The sequence below is a fragment of the Candidatus Omnitrophota bacterium genome (assembly GCA_028716565.1).
GTDB lineage: Bacteria > Omnitrophota > Gorgyraeia > Pluralincolimonadales > Pluralincolimonadaceae > Pluralincolimonas.
On sequence record JAQUPL010000001.1, the window covers coordinates 212,584 to 232,688 of the forward strand.

At 53.6% G+C, this 20,105-nt stretch carries 14 protein-coding genes and 1 pseudogene; all 15 read right to left on the bottom strand.

Annotated elements, in window-relative coordinates; all coding sequences use genetic code 11:
• Positions 1-4 precede the first annotated feature (4 nt).
• The 15 genes and pseudogenes from ppdK to PHO67_01305 all read right to left on the bottom strand — a co-directional run bounded on the left by ppdK (position 5) and on the right by PHO67_01305 (position 20,002).
• Positions 5-2,752, bottom strand: coding sequence for a pyruvate, phosphate dikinase (gene ppdK / locus PHO67_01235; protein MDD5545771.1), 2,748 nt, complete (start codon positions 2,750-2,752; stop codon positions 5-7).
• Positions 2,753-2,780: 28 nt separating this feature from the next.
• Positions 2,781-4,070 (bottom strand): glycine--tRNA ligase, encoded by a 1,290-nt coding sequence (locus tag PHO67_01240; GenBank protein MDD5545772.1) that lies wholly within the window; start codon positions 4,068-4,070, stop codon positions 2,781-2,783.
• Between the two features lie 87 nt (positions 4,071-4,157).
• A complete protein-coding gene (gene recO, locus PHO67_01245; GenBank protein MDD5545773.1) occupies positions 4,158-4,838 on the bottom strand; it encodes a DNA repair protein RecO in 681 nt (226 codons plus the stop codon).
• Complete coding sequence (locus PHO67_01250) at positions 4,819-5,475, bottom strand: DUF502 domain-containing protein (protein MDD5545774.1); 657 nt, start codon at positions 5,473-5,475, stop codon at positions 4,819-4,821. The genes recO and PHO67_01250 overlap by 20 nt, the downstream gene beginning before the upstream one ends.
• Before the next feature lies 1 nt (position 5,476).
• On the bottom strand, positions 5,477-6,184 hold the full coding sequence (locus PHO67_01255) for a diacylglycerol kinase (GenBank protein ID MDD5545775.1): 708 nt from the start codon (positions 6,182-6,184) through the stop codon (positions 5,477-5,479).
• A complete protein-coding gene (gene ybeY / locus PHO67_01260) occupies positions 6,181-6,582 on the bottom strand; it encodes an rRNA maturation RNase YbeY (GenBank protein ID MDD5545776.1) in 402 nt (133 codons plus the stop codon). The genes PHO67_01255 and ybeY overlap by 4 nt, the downstream gene beginning before the upstream one ends.
• A gap of 3 nt (positions 6,583-6,585) precedes the next feature.
• Entirely contained in the window at positions 6,586-8,760 is a 2,175-nt protein-coding gene (locus PHO67_01265; protein MDD5545777.1) for an HDIG domain-containing protein, read from the bottom strand.
• A gap of 10 nt (positions 8,761-8,770) precedes the next feature.
• A complete protein-coding gene (locus PHO67_01270) occupies positions 8,771-9,721 on the bottom strand; it encodes a PhoH family protein (protein MDD5545778.1) in 951 nt (316 codons plus the stop codon).
• 6 nt (positions 9,722-9,727) lie between these two features.
• On the bottom strand, positions 9,728-10,270 hold the full coding sequence (locus tag PHO67_01275; GenBank protein MDD5545779.1) for a LysM peptidoglycan-binding domain-containing protein: 543 nt from the start codon (positions 10,268-10,270) through the stop codon (positions 9,728-9,730).
• Positions 10,271-10,296: 26 nt separating this feature from the next.
• The gene (gene aspS / locus PHO67_01280) at positions 10,297-12,084 is read right to left on the bottom strand and encodes an aspartate--tRNA ligase (GenBank protein MDD5545780.1); all 1,788 of its coding nucleotides are present in this window, start codon (positions 12,082-12,084) and stop codon (positions 10,297-10,299) included.
• The gene (gene hisS, locus PHO67_01285; GenBank protein MDD5545781.1) at positions 12,085-13,350 is read right to left on the bottom strand and encodes a histidine--tRNA ligase; all 1,266 of its coding nucleotides are present in this window, start codon (positions 13,348-13,350) and stop codon (positions 12,085-12,087) included.
• Between the two features lie 20 nt (positions 13,351-13,370).
• A pseudogene (locus PHO67_01290) lies at positions 13,371-13,658 on the bottom strand (integration host factor subunit beta).
• A gap of 52 nt (positions 13,659-13,710) precedes the next feature.
• Positions 13,711-17,157 carry a DNA polymerase III subunit alpha gene (locus PHO67_01295; GenBank protein ID MDD5545782.1) on the bottom strand — a complete coding sequence of 1,149 codons (3,447 nt, stop codon included), beginning with the start codon at positions 17,155-17,157 and terminating at the stop codon, positions 13,711-13,713.
• Positions 17,158-17,296: 139 nt separating this feature from the next.
• Complete coding sequence (gene guaA / locus PHO67_01300) at positions 17,297-18,841, bottom strand: glutamine-hydrolyzing GMP synthase (protein ID MDD5545783.1); 1,545 nt, start codon at positions 18,839-18,841, stop codon at positions 17,297-17,299.
• A complete protein-coding gene (locus PHO67_01305) occupies positions 18,842-20,002 on the bottom strand; it encodes a GuaB3 family IMP dehydrogenase-related protein (GenBank protein MDD5545784.1) in 1,161 nt (386 codons plus the stop codon).
• Positions 20,003-20,105 lie beyond the last annotated feature (103 nt).

The window sequence follows — 20,105 nt, forward strand, 5'->3', positions numbered from 1 at the left end:
GTCCTTATTTTTCCTTAAGTACAGCCTGTGCCGCGGCAAGCCTTGCGATAGGCACGCGGAACGGCGAGCAGCTCACGTAGTCCATCCCTACCCTGTGGCAGAACTCCACTGAACGCGGGTCTCCGCCGTGTTCGCCGCAGATGCCGACCTCGAGGTCCTTGCGGCCTTTCCTGCCCCGTTCGATGCCTATCTTGATTATTTCTCCGATGCCTTCCTGGTCGATCGTCTGGAACGGGTCGTCCGGGAGTATACCCTTCTTCAGGTAATCCGGGAGGAACCCGCCGATGTCATCGCGCGAGAAACCGAAGCCCATCTGTGTCATGTCGTTGGTCCCGAACGAGAAGAACTGGGCTACAGTCGCGAGCTTGTCTGCGACTATCGCGGCCCTCGGTATCTCTATCATCGTCCCGAACATGCACTTTATGGCCTTGAGGTTATATTTCGAGACAACCTCGTCGTATACCTTCTTATATATTGCCATCTGGTCGTTGAGCTCTTTGACGTCGCATACGACCGGTATCATTATCTCAGGATAGGGCTTCTTGCCTTCCTTTATAAGCTCGGCGGCAGATTCGAATATCGCGCGGATCTGCATCTCGCTAACCTCGGGATAGGTCACCCCTAAACGGACGCCGCGATGGCCCATCATCGGGTTCGACTCATGCAGGTTCTCGGCGCGCTTTGAAAGCTCGTCCATGGATATGTTCAAGTCCTTGGCGAGCTGTTCGAGCTTTTCTTTTTCGCGCGGCACGAACTCGTGCAGCGGCGGGTCGAGCAGCCTGATGACGACAGGGTAGCCGTCCATCGCCTCGATCGTGCCCTTGATGTCCTTCTTGACGTACGGGAAGAGCTCATTTATCGCTTTCTTCCTCTCATCCAGGGTCTTCGAGACTATCATCTTCCTTAATAAGAAGAGAGGCTCGTCAGAACCCTTTCCGTAGAACATATGCTCTGTCCTGAAGAGGCCGATGCCCTCTGCGCCGAACTGGCGCGCCCTTGTAGCGTCATCCGGTGTATCGGCATTGGTCCTGACCCCAAGCTTCTTTATGGTGTCGCAGACCTTGAGGAAATCGTTGAGCAATTGGTTTTCCGAGGAAGCGTCCATCATCGGCAGCTTACCTTCGTAGACGTTGCCTTTTGTGCCGTTCAAGGTTATCCAATCGCCTTCCTTAAGGGTCTTGCCTTCGGCCCTCATCTCTTTTTTATCGTAATCGACGTGCAGCGCACCGCATCCTACGACGCAGCATTTGCCCCATCCGCGCGCGACAAGCGCCGCGTGCGAAGTCATGCCGCCGCGCGCCGTAAGTATGGCCTCCGCAGCCCTCATGCCTTCGACGTCCTCGGGATTGGTCTCCTCGCGGACGAGGATGACTTTCTTTCCCTGCTTCCTCCATTCTACTGCGTCATGCGCGGAAAACACTATCTGGCCGCACGCGCCGCCCGGCCCGGCCGGAAGGCCTTTTGCCATGGGCTTGTGCGCCAATTCGACTTTCGGGTCGATGATAGGATGCAAAAGCTCATCGAGCTGCGCCGGTGTCACGCGCATCACCGCGGTCTGCTTATCTATCAATTTTTCCTTGAGCATATCGACAGCCATGCGGACAGCGGCCGGGCCGTTGCGTTTACCGGAACGGCACTGGAGCATGAAAAGCCTGTCCTTCTCTATCGTGAACTCGATGTCCTGCATGTCATGGTAATGTTTTTCGAGGCGCTTGCGGAAATCGACAAGCTCCTTGTATATCTTAGGCATCACCTCTTCGAGCGTCTTCAGGGACTTGTTATGTTCCGATTTCGAATACCCGTTTATCGGGCCGGGCGTGCGGATACCCGCGACGACATCTTCGCCCTGCGCGTTAATAAGGTATTCCCCGTAGAAACCGTTCTCGCCGTTTCCGGGATTACGGGTGAAGGCGACGCCCGTAGCAGAATCCTCACCCATGTTGCCGAAGACCATCGTCTGGACGTTTACGGCCGTGCCCCATTCATCGGGTATCCCCTCGATGCGGCGGTAGCTGATCGCGCGCTTGCCGTTCCATGAAGCGAATACAGCGCCGATCCCGCCCCACATCTGTTCCATCGGGTCGTCCGGGAATTCCTTCTTCAAGACTTCCTTTATCTTTGCCTTGTACTGGTTGCAGATCACCTTGAGGTCGTCGGCGGTCATATCTGTATCGCTGGAATATCCTTTTTCCCTCTTTAATTTGTCCATTATCCTTTCGAGCTGCTTGCGGATACCCATGTCATCCGCCGGCTCGATGCCCGCGGCTTTTTCCATTACGACGTCCGAATACATTGTTATTAACCTGCGGTACGCGTCGTATACAAAACGGGTATTCCCGCCGCTCTGCTTGATGAGGCCGGGGATAGTCTTCTCGGTGAGGCCGACGTTCAATACCGTCTCCATCATGCCGGGCATCGATTTGCGCGCGCCGGAACGGACCGAGACCAATAGAGGATTCGCCGGGTCGCCGAACTTCCTGCCCATCAATTTTTCGACCTGCGCCAGCGCCTTGTTGACCTGGTCTTTAAGCGCCGCGGGATACGTCCTCTTGTTATCGTAATAATATGTGCAGACTTCGGTGGTTATTGTGAACCCCGGAGGGACAGGCAGTTTTAAGTCCCTATGGCCCGCCATCTCCGCAAGGTTGGCGCCTTTGCCACCCAGGAGATTTTTCATGCTTTCGTTGCCGTCGGCTTTGCCGCCGCCGAAAGAATAAACGTATTTTTTACTGCCCTTTGACTTTGTTGCCATTGCTTTACAACCCCCTTTTCTTAGTTGCCTACCTTAGCTTTTCTTCCAAATAGTTATTTAAATTATCTATAGGAACCCGTTCCTGCTGCATCGTATCCCTTTGGCGCACCGTCACCTGTTTATCTTCCAGCGATTGCACGTCCACGGTCACGCAGTAAAGCGTGCCTACTTCGTCCTGCCTGCGGTAAAGCTTGCCGATCGCGCCTGTATCGTCGTATATCGCGACCATGCTCTTCTTGAGGTCCTTCGTGATCCTTTTTGCCAGCTCCACAATTTCCGGCCGGTTCCTTAAAAGCGGGAATACCGCAACCTTTACAGGAGCCAGGTCTTTATCCAGTTTTAAGACTACCCGCATATCATCTTTGACCTTCTCTTCGTTATAGGCATCCACCAGTAACGCCAGGACGCTCCTGTCTACTCCGCCGGAAGGTTCGATGATATAGGGATAGAATTTTTCTTTTGTCGCAGCGTCAAAATATTGGAGCTCCTGGCCGCTTGCCTTGCTGTGCTGCTTCAGGTCGAAATCCGTGCGGTTAGCAACGCCCTCCAGTTCGCTCCAGCCGAAAGGAAAATTATATTCTATATCGGTGCAGGCCTTGGCGTAATGAGCCAGCTCTTCCTTGCCGTGGGGACGCAGGCGTAAATTGTCTTTCTTGATGCCTAAGCCGAGGTACCAGTTAAAACGCGCCTCGACCCATTCATCCAGTTTTTTATCCGCTTCTTCGGGCCGGACAAAATATTCTATCTCCATCTGTTCGAACTCGCGCGTGCGGAAAGTGAAGTTGCCGGGCGTTATCTCGTTGCGGAACGCCTTGCCGATCTGCGCCAGGCCGAAAGGCAGTTTCGGATGCCTTGTGTCCAGGATATTCATGAAATTCACGAACATCCCCTGCGCTGTCTCGGGCCGGAGATATATGGCGTTCGCCGAGTCTTCCACCACGCCCTGGTATGTCTTGAACATCAGGTTGAACGGCCGTGCCTCGGTCAATTCGCCGCCGCATTCCGGGCATTTTCTGCTCTCTTTAAGGTCCTCGGCCTTAAACCTTTTCTTGCACGACTTACAGTCGCTCTTCATGTCAAAGAAATTCTCTACGTGGCCTGAAGCCTGCCAAACCCTGGGATTCATGAGGATCGCCGCGTCCATTCCGTATACGTCATCCCGTCCGTGAACGACGGACTTCCACCAGGAGCGCTTAAGGTTATTCTTCAGCTCGGCGCCGTAGGGGCCGTAGTCCCAGGTATTGCTCAAGCCGCCGTAGATCTCGGATGATTGGAAGATGAAACCCCGGCGCTTGCATAGCGAAACGACTTTGTCCATCAGGTTTTCGTTCATGGTTTTTTTAATTTAAGCATAGGTTAAGTAAAGTATCACAGATCGGATAAAATATCAAGTAGTTCCCGGACTTTACTCCCGTTTATTCAGCCTTTTTATTTCGTTAAGGAATTTTTTTGACCTTAGCGGCCTATCGAGGTGCGACGCCAGGAGCTTTTCCACAAGCGAACCGAGCTCCTGCTCTATCGACTTCGATATCCTGAACTTCAACAGCGAATCCCACGCCGCGTTCTTAAGCCGGTTGAAGGTCTGGGCTGTCCCCGGCGATACCTTGATCCCGCCGACGTTGCTGCCTTCGGCGGCCGGGCCGAAACCCAAAAGCGTCAGCAGGCGGATCTCGAATACGCGGGTTATCTTCGTCGGCTCAGATCCCTTTGACAACAGCCTCAGCGAGTTAAGGAGCAGCCCGTATATATCGCCGTTCTTTTCGGCCGGCTCGGTCAGCTCATCGACCAACTCGACCAGATACGTCGCGTGCGCTATCGCACCCAGGCTTTTGCGTATGCCGAAGAACCCGTCTTCCAGGTCGCACTGGGTTATGTTCTGGAATTCGCTCTTCGTTTTTTCATAGAACACTATCTTGTTCAGGGTGAATAATTCGGCGAAACTCCCGTATTTCGACCTGTCGCCGCGGATCCCCTTAAGGATCCCTTTTATCTTTCCGAAATCTTTGGAATAAAAAGTCGCTAATATGCTGGTCTCTCTGAGGTCCCGCCTGTTCAGGACGATGGCCTCAGTTGTCTGTATCGCCATCCTTCTTCTTTATTTTGACCCTTTCGGGCAGCGGGACGATTCCTCCCGAGATGACCAGTTTAAGCCCTTCCTCCACGCTCATGTCCAGCTTTATCATCTCCTTTTCCGGCACAAGAAGTAAAAATCCCGAAGTAGGATTAGGCGAGGTTGGGACAAAGACGTTTGTTACCCTTGTCACGGTCTTGTCCTGGAGCTCTCCCTTGCCTTCATATGTCACGAACCCTATGGCGTAGATGCCCGGCCTGGGGAACGCGACAAGCACGACCCTGGTAAATATGCTCTTCGACTGGCCGAGGATGGCATGGCTCATCTCTTTTATGGCGCCGTAGATCTTGCCTATCATTGGCAGTTGGGAGATATTTTTTTCCCAAAAAGAGAAGAACTTCCTTAAAAATAAGATCCTGGTGCCGAAGCCTATGAGTGAAATTATGACGACAAGAAAGACAAGAGTAAGGACCTTCGCTATGTATTCGAGGATAGTGCTGTCAAGGATGAACGGCCGCAGGAAGTCCGCTATGGGCTCAAGCAGGAAATAGTTGGTTTTAACAACAGCGAATTTTACCAGCCAGATGGTTATTAAGGCCGGAAGTATTACCGCGACGCCCGTGATAAAATTCTTTCTGATGCTTGTGAACATATCAGCCCCTGTATAAAAGTTCGAATATCAGAAGCGTGGCGAGTATGCCGACCACAGATCCGGCTATCGCCTCCCATACCGTATGCAGCCCTTTCCTTACCCTCGATATGGCCAACAGTATCGCCATCAGGAAGGCAAGCGCGGAGGCCACGCCGTTGAGGGTAAGCAGTGTTATCACGGTAAAGACAGAGAAACCGAGCGCCGAATGGCCGCTGGGCCAGCCGCCCCTTAGCGGCGTCCCCCTCCTCAAAAGTATCTTGATTATTATCACCAGGGAAATTACCGCGACGAGCGCGATGAAAGTGATGTGCCAGGGCGATTGCCTTATGCGGGAGATGCCCTCAGAGAGGTCTATTAGTTTTACCGTCTTGAAGAAGATCAAGTATCCGACTATGACAGCGTAAACGGACGTGACGAAGACGCACCCTGCCGCGATATCCTTCGCCAGCTTGGCCATATGGTGGAATTCCTTGGTGAACATATCTACGGCCAGTTCGAGGGCAGTATTGAACATCTCGGCTACGATCACCAGGGTGACCGCGCTTAAAAGCAGGATGAATTCCACGGGCGGCAGTCCCGCGACCAGGCCGAGTATTATGACCGCCGCGCCTATCACAAAATGGATGCGCATGTTCCGTTGGGTCTTGAGCGTATGCTTAAGCCCCTCTATCGCGTAATTGAAAGACTCTGTAAGGCCGCGTTTTTTCATAATCCCCGGAGGATCCTTCCTTCCGCTCTTCTCATCTCTTTCCTTTTCGACGAAGAGGTATCGTCGTATCCGGAGAGATGGAGTATCCCGTGCACGATGTATAATCTCAATTCTTCCGCCGCCGTGGACCCGAAACGCCTGGAATTTTTTGCGGCCGTTTGCGCCGATATGGCGATATCCCCGCTCTCGAAGGCTATCACGTCGGTGCTCTTATCCCTCTTCCTGTATTTTTTATTCAACCTTCTTATTCCCGCGTCATCCGTAAAGAGTATGCAGATACGGTCCCTGTTTCCCCCGGCCATCGACAATATCTTTTCAGCGCACTTTACGGCTGCCTTTTTAGGGAACGGCAGCTTTACGCCTTCGGTCAATACGGCAACGCGGCCCGGCTTAGGCACCCCTTATTCCTTGCCGTTCGGGTACTGGACCCTGGTGTGGTATACGCCTGTCAGGACCTTGGTGAAGGTGACCGCTATTATATTCAGGTCCTTTAAGGTAAGGTCGCACTCGTCCAGCTGGCCGTCGATGAATTTATTGTTTATTATCCTGCGGACAAGTTCCTCGAGGTTCGCCGGGGTCGGGTTTTGAAGGGTGCGCGACGCGGCCTCGACCGAGTCCGCCAAATGGACTATCGCGGTCTCCTTGGTCTGGGGTTTCGGGCCGGGATAGCGGAACCCCTCTTCCTCAAGCTTGTTGAGGTCCTCAACCGATTCCAAAGCCCTCTGGTAGAAATAATATATGAGCCCGGTCCCGTGATGCTGTTCGATGAAATCCATCAGGGCGCTGTTCAGGCCGGCCTTCTTCGCCTTTTCGAGGCCGTCTTTCACGTGGTTTATTATTATGAGGCTCGACATCGTCGGCGCGAGCTTGTCGTGCTGGCTTTCGGTTATGGGCTGGTTCTCGGCGAAATATTCGGACTTCTCCACTTTTCCGATATCGTGGTAGTAAGACCCGACCCTTGCCAGGAGGCCGTTCGCGCCTATCGCGTCGCAGGCAGACTCGGCGAGGTTTCCCACTATCAGGCTGTGGTGGTAGGTGCCCGGCGCCTTGAGTATCAGTTCCTTTAGCAGCGGGTTATTCGGGTCGGCCAATTCTAGCAGGGAGATGTTCGTCGTCATCTTGAATAGCGATTCGAATATATGGAGCGTGCCCACGATGATTATCCCGACCGCGATGCCGTTCATCAGGAACATGGACGCGTCCTTGAATATTACGCTGCTTTCGAGGTTATTAAGTATGCCGAGGCCGATGACGCAGACGGCGTTAGTGACGCCCACGACCATGCCGGCCTTGAAGAGCTCAGATCTTTTCCTTACCGCCCTTACCGTGTATATGCCTACCACGCTGCCGGCGATGAATACCAGCGTCGAATCGAACCTTTCGCCGCCCACCAGCCCGGCGAGTATGCTCAATGCCATGGCGATGATTATGGCCGGCCTCACGCCCAACAAAAGGCCGATCAATATCGGCACTATCGCGACCGGCACGAAATACGCGGGGCCGTTCGAAAGGGAGATGGCCTTGCCTATCGCCGTGATCACTACGGCCATGGCCGCCATAAGTACGAGATGCCTGTTGTTTGAGTAGATCGAGGGTTCGTAATATTTTAAATAAAGGCCTGTTATGATGACAAGTATGATCACGATGAAAAAGATGCCGAGTATCGACAGCGCGAACCTTTGTTCGGATACCGAGGCCGCGCGCAGGGCCTCGAATTTCGCGAGATGGAACGGCGTTATCCTCTCTCCCCTGTTGGCTATCAGCTCGCCTTGGACGACATCTACGGATTTTTCCTGGGCAGGCACACCGGTTATAGCTTCCTCGCGCCGTCTGGAGGTTTCGACCGCATTCGATTTCAGATTGGCGGATACTGTTGCCGAGATGATAGCCCTCATAACGGATTTAAGTTTATTGTCGGCCAGGGTTGAGTCGGCGAACAAAGGCTGTGAGGGATTCTGGAAGTCGGAGGCGGCCTTAAGGTTCTTGACCTCGGCGCCATATTCTGTTTTTCCGGAAATGTTCCTGACCGTTATGGAGGGCTTGTCCTGTTTTTTCAGGTTTTCTTTATCTTCGGCCGGGATGACGCCCTGCGAAAAGATAACCTCCAGCTGGCCAAGGATAGGCGCCTCCGCCTTTTCGGATTCCGGGGAAGCCAGCAGCGCCTTGAAGTCGTTATCTGAAAGTTCGATCTTGCTAGCGGACTTGAGCTTTGCGATCCGGTCCTCAGGTCCGGCATCTCCCGCCGCTTTCAGCTCTTTGAGCGCGGAGAAGAGGGCCTTGATATTTTGCGCGGACTTATCGTATACGGCCGGGTCGATGTCGTAGACATCTTTTACGGAGAGCGCCGCCTCATTTTTAAGCCTCGCGGTCTTTTCCGCATCTAATCCGGCATTGAACGAGAAATCGACCGGGGCGTATATATTCCTGTCCGCGACCTTGCCTACCTGCGGCTGGCCGCCGTAAGGGGTCTTGCCTATGTATATGACCGATACGAGCGCCACGCAGGTCGCGGCTGCAATAAGCCACCTCACCGTTATCTCACGCGGCATAGGTTCAGGTCTTTTGAATATATCCATGCTATGCACCTTATTTGACGTTAAATTTCTCGTACGCCTTTATGATGTCCTGCACCAGTTCGTGGCGGACGACATCGTCGCCTGTAAAATATGTGAACTTTATTCCCTCGATCTCTTTCAGGACTTCCTGTGCCTGCAGGAGACCGACCGCCTTCCCTCCGGGCAGGTCGCTCTGCGTGAGGTCGCCGGTTATTACCGTCTTCGAATCGAAACCGAGCCTTGTCAGGAACATCTTCATCTGTTCGGCGGTCGCATTCTGCGCTTCGTCGAGGATCACAAAAGAGTCGTTGAGGGTCCGGCCGCGCATGAACGCGAGCGGCGCCACCTCTATCACTCCTCTGCCCAGGAAACGCTCTACCTTGTCGAGGTCCATCATCTCGTAAAGCGCATCATATAAGGGACGGAGGTACGGAGACACCTTCTCTTCTATATCGCCCGGGAGGAAACCGAGGCTTTCCCCCGCCTCTACCGCGGGCCTGGTCAGGACTATGCGGCTTACGTGGCCGAGCTTTAACGCGTTGATAGCCATGGCCATCGCCAGGTATGTCTTGCCGGTGCCGGCAGGGCCGATCCCGAAGACGATGTCGAATTGCCTTATAGCGTCGACATAATTCTTCTGCCCTGCCGTCTTCGGCGTCACAAATTGCTTTTTCGACATTATCTCTATCTTGTCGAGATAGATGGAGTGGAGGTCGAGGACCGTGTTATCGCGCAGCGCCTTTACCGCGTAAAGGATCTCATGCTGGTGGATAGGCCGGCCCATCCTGATTATGTCCAGGAGTTGTCCGAACAGCCTCGAGGCCTTTTCGACGTTCTTGCCTTCGCCGCCTATGGTCAGGTTCTCGCCCCGGGCAGTGATCTTGACCTCGAATTCCCCTTCGATCGCCTTGAGGTTTTCGTCATGCCGGCCGAAAAGGACGCGGGCCTCCTCGTCGCTTAAGAGCTTAAAGGTCTTGTCCATATGCCCTTATTTTGTATATTCATTCCCTTCTGTTTCCGCGCCGACGTTTGTCTTTGGGACTTTGATCGTCATTCCGGGACGGATCTTATCGGGTGACTTAAGGACGTCTTTGTTGATGTCGTAAAGCTTTTTCCACTTCTTGGTAGTCCCGTATAGCTTCTGCGATATCTTCTGCAGCGTCTCGCCCTTTTGGACCTTATAATTGACCAGTTCTTCTTTCTTCTCTATTGAGGTGATAGGTCCTTCATCGGGCTCTGTCCCGAAATTCGTTGCAGGTTCCGGGGCCGGCGCGGATGTTTCCATTGCTTTTTTCGGCGCCCTGTTCTCCCTCTCTATTGCCGGCGTCTCTACCTGGACTTCTATATAGGTCTTTGTGGGTTTCCTCTCGCCTACAGCAGGCGCGGTTCCCATTAGATATCCCTGGTTACCCGCTGAACTTGACAGTTCCTGGTCGACCCTCTCCCTCGTAACCATCTTTGTCGTGACCGAGCATCCGGTCAACGCCGTGATCATGACCGCCAAAGCCAAAAACACAAATAACTTCTTCATTCCCCTCCTCCTTTATTTTTTGAGGTTTAGCTCCTTCGCTTAGTGGACTGCGAAGGGCTATCCTTTAGGATTAATCCCAGCTCCTTCAATTGTTTTTCCGATACGTCTGAAGGCGCGCCGGTCATGAAACAGACTGCCTTCTGTGTCTTCGGGAACGCTATCACATCCCTGATGCTTTCAGAGCCGGTCATCATGGCTATCAGCCTGTCGAGGCCGGGAGCTATGCCGCCGTGGGGCGGTGCGCCGTACGAAAAGGCCTCGAGAAGGAAACCGAACCTCGCCTTTATTTCCTCTTCGCTAAGGCCTATCGCCTTGAATATCTTCAACTGGGTCTCCCTGTTGTGTATCCTTATCGAGCCCGAGCTTATCTCGGTGCCGTTCAATACCAAGTCATACGCCTTAGCCCTGACTTTTTCCGGATGCGTATCAATGATCCCGATGTCCTCATCATACGGCGCCGTAAAAGGATGGTGTTCCGCTTCCCATCGCTTCTCCTCGTCGTTATATTTAAACCACGGGAATTCCACGACCCAGAGGAAATCGAATTTATTTTTATCTATCGGGCCGTATTTTTTCGCGAGCGCCGTCCTGAGGTGAGCGAGGACGTCATTTACGGTCTCCTTCTTGTCGGCGACAGCCAGGATCAGATCGCCTTTCGCGGCGTCCATTTTCTTTAACATCGCCTTCACGCGCCCCTCATCGAAAAATTTCGCGATCGGGCAATCGACGGCTCCCTCCCCTGCCTTGAAATATGCGAGCCCCTTCGCCCCGAACTTAATAGCCAGCTCTGTAAGCCCGTCTATCTCGCTCCTTGAGATGTCCGCCTTGCCTTTTAAATTCAGCGCCTTTATTATCCCGCCTCCGGCGGTGACTTTTTCAAAGGTCTGGAATTGGCTGCCCTTTAATGTATCCGTGAGGTCCGAGAGTTCCATGCCGAACCTGGTATCCGGCTTATCGGTGCCGAACCTCTCTATCGACTCGCTGTGCTTTATCCTCGGGAACGGCGTCTTTAGCTCTACGCCTATCCCTTCTTTGAATATAGCCTTTATGAGTCGTTCGGTCAGGCCGAGGATGTCATCGACATCCACAAAAGACATCTCGATATCGAGCTGGGTGAACTCGGGCTGCCTGTCGGCCCTGAGGTCCTCGTCCCTGAAACATTTCGCGATCTGGAAATACCTGTCCATCCCCGCGACCATTAGGATCTGCTTGAATAATTGCGGCGACTGCGGCAGGGCGAAGAATTTCCCTTGGCTTAGCCTGCTAGGCACAAGGTAGTCCCTGGCGCCTTCCGGGGTGGATTTCGTCAATATCGGCGTCTCAACCTCGATAAATCCCTCCGATTCGAGAAAGTTCCTTGTTGCGTGGCAGACCTTGTGCCGTATTATCAGCTTATCGCGCGAGGACTTGCGCCTTAGGTCGACGAACCTATATGTGAACCTCATCTCCTCGGATATCTGCCCCTCGTCATCTATCTCGAACGGCGGGGTCTGCGCGGTGTTTAGTATCGTAAGTTTGGAAACGGCTATCTCGATCTCCCCGGTCTTTAATTTGGGATTCTCGGTGCCTTTTGGACGGCTCGCGACTTCTCCCTCGACCATTATGACGTATTCGCCGCGCAAAGATTCGGCCGCGTCGTGGAGTTCCTTTGATTTAGAGGGATTGAATACGATCTGGGTCAGGCCGTACCTGTCGCGCAGGTCAATGAAGATAAGGCCGCCGTGATCGCGCCTCCTGTGCACCCAACCGGCCAGGGTGACTTTATCACCGAGGTTTTTGGCTGTCAATTCACCGCAGGTGTGCGTCCTGTACATTTATTTGATGAATATCCTTTCCATTTCCGAGGCGAAGCTGCGTTCCGGTACCGCGGTCTGTTCCTTGGTCGACATGTTCCTTAAAGTTATCGTGTGGTTCTTTATCTCGTCCTCGCCTATGATAGCGACATATTTCGCGCCGAGCCTGTCCGCCGACCGCATCTGCGCCTTCAGCGATTTGCCTTCAAAGTCCGCTTCCGCCGAGATGCCCTGCCCGCGCAAGGACATGGCGAGGGAGAATCCTAATTTATATGCCTCTTCCCCCATCGTGGCGATGTAAATATTCAAGCCCCCGTCAAGTTCCGGGATATCCTGGAGGGACATGACGGACCGTTCCATCCCGATAGCGAAACCACAGGCGCCTTTCGGCTGCCCGCCGAGGTCTGAGACAAGGTTGTCATACCTGCCGCCTGCGCCGATGGCGTCCTGGGCGCCGAGTTTTTTATGGACCACCTCAAAGGTCGTTTTGGTGTAATAGTCGAGGCCCCTTACCAGATACGGCTCTAAATTGTAATTAATCTTAAGGCCATCGAGCGCCTTCTTTACCGTCTCGAAATGCGTGCGGCAATCGGGACAGAGGTATTCCCCGGTCCCTTTGAATATCTTTTTTATCTCGCTCCTGCAGGCATCATTCTTGCAATCGAGGACGCGCAGGATATTTTTTTCGTAACGGGCCTTGCAGTCATCGCAAAGGTTATTTATGCGGCTCCCGAGCGCCTGACGCAGCCCGTTAGAGAGGGCTTCCTTGTCCTTAACGCAGCCCAGGGAGTTTATCTTGATCTCGTAGTTCCTGATATTGAAAGAATCCAGCAATGAGGCCAGCAGGGCTATCACTTCCGCATCGAGGTAAGGACTGTATGAACCTATCGCCTCAACGCCTATCTGGTGGAATTGGCGCATCCTTCCGGCCTGCGGCCTTTCTGCCCTGAACATCGGGCCCATATAGAAAAGCTTAGCGAACCCCATCTCGTTCTCAAGATTGTTCTCGAGATACGCCCTTACCACCGAAGCCGTAGCCTCGGGTCTCAGCGTAATGGAACGCTCGCCCCTGTCGAGGAAGGTGAACATCTGTTTCTCGACGATATCCGTCCCCTGTCCCAGCGATCTCACGAACAGGGCAGACTCTTCTATTACAGGCGTGCGGACCTCGCTGTAGCCGAAATGATAGAAGACGGCCCTGGCCTTCTCCTCCAGGATCGTCCATAATCTCGCATCTTTTGGCAGGAGATCTTTAGTCCCCCGCAATGCTTTTAATTGTTCTTTCATAAGGGGTATTTAAGGTAGGTTTATTTAACCTTTTGTTTCATTATGAGCCCCGGCTTGAATACCGCAACCTTCTTTGGCGGAACAGGTACGGTGACGCCGGTCCGCGGATTCCTGCCTGTCCTCCCGCGGCGGGATTTGACCTTGAATATCCCGAAATTCCTCAGTTCAACGGTTTCGGCGTTCGCCAGGGCACCTACAATGATGTCGAGGGTGCGCTGGACCACAAGCTTTACGTCCACTTGTTTAAGGCCGGATTCGTTGGCTATTTGCAGCACTATCTCCTTCTTTGTCATGCTTTCCTCCTGACGTAAATTATTATATCCATTATAGTTAGTAAATTATCATTTTTGGCTGGGTTTGTCAAGTCTTAAACGAGACGACTCCGTCCCCTAGGAGGCCTTCTATCTCCATGGTGAGGGAATCCGAAGGCTCTACCTTCAGTTTTTCCTCCACGGATATCTCAAACCGCTTTCCGTCGGACATCTTGAAATGGAGGTATACCGGGGCGGTGCCGGGATGGGATTCAAGGACAGACTTCAGTTTTGTCAGGGCCTGTTCGTTTATGCCCGTATCCAGGTTTATGATAAGTGCTTGTGTGTATTTCTTTTGCAGCTCTTCCAGGGGCATTATGTCGTTAGCCATTATCTTCGGCCGGTCTTCCCTGAGGCTGACCTTGCCTTTGACGCAGACTATGGCGTCCTTCCTGATAAATCTCTCGGTATTCGCGAAAGTCTTCGGGAATACGAGGACTTCCGTCTCCCCGGTGAGGTCCTCGATGCTCATTATTGCCATTTTTTCGCTCTTTGCCTTGGTGATGGTGAACTTAAGCTTCGAGATTATCCCGCCCACGTTCACCTCCTCATCCGGCCTCCTCTTTCCCAGGTCTTTTACCTGGCAGGTGGAGTAAGCCCTGATGAGTTTCTCGTATTTCGCGAGCGGGTGGCCGGTTATATAGAAACCCAGCATCTCCTTTTCGAAAGCCAGAAGTTGGCTCTCGTGCCATTCGGGTATCTTCGGGATCTCGTGGTGCTGCCTGCCGGGACGGCCTTTAACATGGGCGCCGAATTCCTCGAAGAACGTCGATTGCCCGCTCAGGCGCTCCTTGTGCGAGTTCGCGCCGCACTCAAGGCAGTCATCGACCTGTGTAAAGAGCTGGGACCTGTGCAATTTGAATTCGTCGAACGCCCCGCATTTAATGAGGCTTTCGAGGACCTTCCTGTTGGTGAGCCTCAGGTCGACGCGTTCGCAGAAATCGTAGAGGTCCTTGAAATTCCCGCCGTTGTTCCTGGCTGTGACTATCGAATCGATAGCCCCCTGTCCCACGTTCTTTACCGCGCCCAGCCCGAACCTTATGCCGTCGCCGGCGACCGTGAATTTTGAGAAGCTCTCGTTTATGCTCGGCGGGAGTATCCGTATCCCCATCTTTTCCGACTCGTCTATGTAGAAGGCGACCTTGTCGATATTGTCGTGCTCCGAGGTCATCAACGCGGTCATGAATTCGACCGGGTAATTCGCCTTGAGATAGGCGGTCCGGTAAGAGATGAGCGCGTAAGCCGTCGAGTGCGACTTGTTAAAACCGTAACCCGCGAAATATTCGATGAAGTTGAATATCTTCTCGGCGGTCCTCTTGTCGATGCCTTTCTTAGTCGAACCCTCGAGGAACTTGGATTTCGCCTGCTCCATCTCCTCGGGGATCTTCTTTCCCATCGCGCGCCGGAGAGAATCGGCCTGTGACATCGTGAACCCGGCGAGGTCCGAGGCGATGCGCATGACCTGTTCCTGGTATACTATCGTGCCGTATGTCTCCTTGAGGATCGGCTCGAGGAGTATATGGTCGTATTTTATCGCCGCGAGGCCGTGTTTCCTTTTTATGAAATCCTCTACCATGCCCGTGCCTATGGGCCCCGGCCGGTAAAGCGCCAGTATGGCTATTATATCCTCGAAATTCGTGGGCTTGAGCTTCCTGAGGATGTCGCGCATCCCCGAGCTCTCAAGCTGGAAGATGCCGAGCGACTCCGCGTTCGAGAGTAGCTCGTACGTCTTGGGGTCGTCGAGCGGCATGTTGTTGAAATCGATCGTGACGCCCTTGGTCCTCTTGATTATCTTCACGGTCTCGTCGATGACCGTTAGCGTTCGCAGCCCGAGGAAGTCCATCTTCAGCAGGCCTATTTTTTCGAGCGACTTCATCTCGAAGCCGGTCGATATCTGGCCTTCATTCGCCTTGAACAGCGGTATATAGTCGGTCAGCGGCCGGTCCGATATCACTACGCCGGCGGCATGCGTAGACGCGTGGCGGGTCAGCCCCTCGAGTTCCGTGGATACCTCGATCAGCTGCCGTATCTGCGGGTCGCTCTTGTAGAGGTTGCGCAGTTCGGGTTCGAGTTTCAGCGCCCGCTCAAGGGTTATGTCCAATTCCTGCGGGACGAGTTTAGCTATCCGGTCGACATCGCCGTAGCTTATGCCCATGACCCGGCCGACGTCCCTTATGACGGCGCGCGCCTGCATCGTCCCGAAAGTTATGACCTGCGCCACGTTCTCCTTGGAATATTTCTGCGTGACGTAATCGATGACCTCGCTCCTTCTCTCGTAGCAGAAGTCTATATCTATATCCGGCAGGCTCACGCGGTCCGGGTTAAGGAAACGCTCGAAGATAAGGTCGTATTTTATCGGGTCGAGGTCGGTTATCCCGAGGGAATAGCTGACGACGCTTCCCGCCGCGGAACCCCTTCCCGGGCCTACGGGTATGCCTTTCGATTTCGCGTAATTTATAAAATCCCACGCGATCAGGAAGTAGCTGGTGAAGCCGGTCTTTTTTATGATGTTGAGTTCGTGTTCGACCCTGTCCTCTATGGCCTTGTCTACGGCGGGGTAGCGCCTCTTTAGCCCGGCCTCCACGAGTTCCCTCAGGTATTCCTCTCGGTTCTTCCCCTCGGGCGGGTCAAACTGCGGCAGGTGCGTCTTGTTAAAATCGAGCTCGAGGTTGCATTTCTCGGCTATCTCTATCGTGGAATTTACCGCCTGGGGGACATCCTCGAACATCTCCTTGAAGTCCTCGGTTGATTTGAAATAGAATTCGTCCGTCGAGAACTTCATGTGGTCGGGGTCGTTTAAAGTCGATTGGGTCTGGATGCAGAGCAGGCCTTCGTGCGCGCGCGCAGATTTTTTCCGAAGGTAATGGACGTCGCCGGTGGCGACAAGCGGGATCTCGAGCTCTTTCGCGAGCTTCAATAACCCTGCGTTCGCGATCTCCTGTTCAGGGATCAGGTTCTTCTGGATCTCGAGATAATAATTTCCCGCTCCGAACATCTCTTTATACTGCGCGGCGACGAGCTTCGCCTCCTCGAACTTGCCCTTTACTATGAGGTACGGGACCTCGCCCTGGAGGCAGGCCGATTGGGCGATGAGGCCTTTGGAATATTTGGCGAGGAGTTCCTTGTCGACGCGCGGCTTGTAATAGAAACCTTCGAGATAACCGGCCGAGACGAGTTTCATCAGGTTGCGATAGCCTTCCTCGTCCTTTGCCAGGAGTATCAAGTGATACGACGCCTCTTGGTTTGCCGGAGTCGACCTGTCGAAACGCGAGCCCGGCGCGACATAGACCTCGCACCCGATTATCGGCTTTATCCCGTTCTTCATAGCCTCGGAATAGAATTCTATCGCGCCGAACATATTGCCATGGTCGGTGATGGCCACCGCCGGCATCTTATATTCCTTGGCTAACGCGATGAGTTCAGGGATCTTGCAGGCGCCGTCAAGAAGGCTGAATTGAGTGTGGACATGAAGATGGACAAAGTGTGAATGCTGCACTTATGACTCCAATAAATGAATTATTGTATGAGATTTAAGTCTCGCTCGGCTTTATTTATTACTCGCAATGGCTATTATCCTGCTGCGTCATAAACCGGCTCTGCGCGAGACGTTAAATTTCATATGATCAAATCTTTTCCTACTCCCATTCTATAGTAGAAGGCGGCTTGGAGCTTATGTCGTAGACGACGCGGTTGACGCCCCTCACCTCGTTTATTATCCTGTTGGAGATCTTCTCTAGCAGGTCATAAGGCAGCCGCGCCCAATCGGCGGTCATCCCGTCGGCACTCGTCACGGCCCGGAGGGCGATGACGTTCTCGTAAGTCCTCTCATCCCCCATTACTCCCACCGTCTTTATCGGGAGCAGCACGGCGAACGATTGCCATACCTCCCTGTAAAATCCCGCCTTCTTGATCTCTTCTATCACCGCGACGTCGGCCTCGCGCAAGATATTGAGGCGTTCCTTCGTGACGTCGCCTATGATCCTTATGGCCAGTCCGGGCCCGGGGAACGGCTGGCGCAAGACAATCTCGTCCGAAAGCCCCATCGCCTTCCCGACCTGCCTCACCTCGTCTTTGAATAATTCGCGCAGCGGTTCGACAAGCTTTAGTTTCATCTTCAGCGGCAGACCGCCGACATTGTGGTGCGACTTGATGGTCGCCGAAGGGCCGCCGAACGCGGACTTTGATTCGATGACGTCGGGATACAATGTCCCCTGCGCAAGGAATCCTATCTTCCCGAGCTTCTTCGCCTCTTCTTCGAATACGCGGATGAACTCATGGCCTATTATCTTGCGTTTCTTTTCAGGGTCGACGACCCCTTTCAGTTTATTGAGGAACCGCGACTCGGCGTTCACGTATTTCAGGTTGATATGGAAATGCTTTTTGAAAGTCTTGACTACGCGTTCGGCCTCGCCCTTCCTCAGGACGCCGTTATTGATGAATATGCAAAATAGCCGCTTGCCTATCGCCTTATTGATGAGGACGGCGGCGACGGACGAATCTACTCCGCCGGAGAGGCCGCAGACGACCTTTTCTTTTCCCGCCACATCCCTTATATTTTTGACGGTATCGTCTATGAAGGACTGCATCGTCCAATTCCCCCGGCACCTGCAGATATTACACAGAAAATTCGCGATTATCCTGCTGCCCTTGGGGGTGTGGGCGACCTCGGGATGGAACTGGACGCCGTAGAGGCGCCTTGCCTTGTCAGCTATAGAGGCAAATTCGGTATTATAGGTATGGCCGATCTTGTTGAAGCCGGGGGGCAAACGCGAGACATAATCGCCATGGCTCATCCAGCTGATTATTTTATTATCGAGCCCGGCGCAGAGGCCCTCGAAATCATCTATAAGGAATTCGGCGTGCCCGTATTCGCGTTTCCCGGCCTTGGTAACTTTGCCGCCGAGCATATGAGCCATAGCCTGCATGCCGTAGCAGATGCCCAGGACAGGGATCCCCAGTTCGAATATCTCTTTCTTAGGTTTGGGCGCGCGGGCGCCGTAGATCGAGGCGGGGCCTCCGGAAAGGATAAGCCCTTTCGGGTTCAGTTTCCGGATCTCTTCGGCCGTGATGTCATGCGGGACTATCATGGAGAACACTTTATTCTCCCTGACACGGCGGGCTATCAACTGGTTGTATTGCGAGCCGAAGTCTAAAACAAGGATAACCTCATGCTGCGGCATCTATTTGCCCATTCCGACCCTTTGTACCTGTTGGAATATCTTACCTTCCGTCCTGATCGACGGGGCTATGATGATCTCTGTCTTCTGGAATTCTTTTATGCTCGAGGCTCCCACCGAACCCATCGATGTCTGTAACGCGCCCATTAAGTTCTGCGAGCCGTCGTCGAACCTCGCCGGCCCGAATAGTATCTCTTCGAGCAAACCGGTCGTTCCGACATGGATCCTCGTGCCGCGCGGAAGGTTCGCGTGCGGCGTGGCCATTCCCCAATGGTAACCGCGCCCCGGCGCCTCTATCGCGCGGGCGAACGCCGAGCCGACCATGACCGCGTCAGAGCCGCAGGCGAACGCCTTGCAGATATCGCCGCCTGTCCTCATACCGCCGTCTGTTATTATGGGGATGTATTTCTTGGTCTTCTTGAAAAAAGCGTCCCTTGCCGCGGCGCAATCCACAGTCGCGGTGACCTGCGGTACGCCGATGCCTAAGACGCCTCTTGTCGTGCAGGCCGCGCCGGGGCCGATGCCGACCAATATACCTGCGGCGCCTGCGGCCATCAGTTCATACGCGACCTCGTATCCGACGCAATTGCCTACGATGACGGGTATCTTCGACGCCCTGGCGAACCTCTTGATATCCAGGGCCTGGTATTCTTTGGATATATGCTTGACCGTGCTGACCGTCGATTGTATGACGAATATGTCCGCGCCGGACTCCTGCGCGATCTTCCCGAACCTCTCGGCGCGCTGCGGGATAGCGCTCACCGCCGCCGGGACATCTGCGTCCTTGATTTGGCGGATGCGCTTTTCGATAAGTTTTTCCTGGATCGGTTTTGTGTAGATCGATTGGATTATTTCCGTGGCTTTTTCGGGATCGGCTTTTACGAGCTGTTCAAGGACCTCATCGGGGTCCTCGTATCTTGTCTGGACGCCCTCTAGGTTCAAGACGGCGATGCCGCCGAGCTTTCCCATGGCGATGGCGAATTTAACGTCTACCACGCCGTCCATGGCAGCTGCCAGGATCGGGACGTTGAATTTTTTTCCGTCAATTTTCCAGCTTGTGTCCACTTCGGCGGGGTTGATCGTCACTCTTCCGGGGGCTAACGCGATTTCATCGAAACCATAACAGCGGCGGGCCTTACGTTTGATGCCTATATATTCACCCATATATCAGGAACCTCCTTGAAATAGGGTTATATGATACAAAAATCACCCGCAAAAGTCAAGGAAAAGAGCGTTCCGCTTTACTGAAATTTAAGTCTCGCTTGGC

Excerpts from the sequence above, each read along its gene's own strand:
- PHO67_01265 (MDD5545777.1), bottom strand. The coding sequence starts at position 8,760 with ATGGATATATTCAAAAGACCTGAACCTATGCCGCGTGAGATAACGGTG.
- PHO67_01255 (MDD5545775.1), bottom strand. The coding sequence starts at position 6,184 with ATGAAAAAACGCGGCCTTACAGAGTCTTTCAATTACGCGATAGAGGGG.
- PHO67_01250 (MDD5545774.1), bottom strand. The coding sequence starts at position 5,475 with ATGTTCACAAGCATCAGAAAGAATTTTATCACGGGCGTCGCGGTAATA.
- PHO67_01240 (MDD5545772.1), bottom strand. The coding sequence starts at position 4,070 with ATGGACAAAGTCGTTTCGCTATGCAAGCGCCGGGGTTTCATCTTCCAA.
- PHO67_01270 (MDD5545778.1), bottom strand. The coding sequence starts at position 9,721 with ATGGACAAGACCTTTAAGCTCTTAAGCGACGAGGAGGCCCGCGTCCTT.
- aspS (MDD5545780.1), bottom strand. The coding sequence starts at position 12,084 with ATGTACAGGACGCACACCTGCGGTGAATTGACAGCCAAAAACCTCGGT.
- recO (MDD5545773.1), bottom strand. The coding sequence starts at position 4,838 with ATGGCGATACAGACAACTGAGGCCATCGTCCTGAACAGGCGGGACCTC.
- PHO67_01305 (MDD5545784.1), bottom strand. The coding sequence starts at position 20,002 with ATGGGTGAATATATAGGCATCAAACGTAAGGCCCGCCGCTGTTATGGT.
- hisS (MDD5545781.1), bottom strand. The coding sequence starts at position 13,350 with ATGAAAGAACAATTAAAAGCATTGCGGGGGACTAAAGATCTCCTGCCA.
- guaA (MDD5545783.1), bottom strand. The coding sequence starts at position 18,841 with ATGCCGCAGCATGAGGTTATCCTTGTTTTAGACTTCGGCTCGCAATAC.
- PHO67_01275 (MDD5545779.1), bottom strand. The coding sequence starts at position 10,270 with ATGAAGAAGTTATTTGTGTTTTTGGCTTTGGCGGTCATGATCACGGCG.
- ppdK (MDD5545771.1), bottom strand. The coding sequence starts at position 2,752 with ATGGCAACAAAGTCAAAGGGCAGTAAAAAATACGTTTATTCTTTCGGC.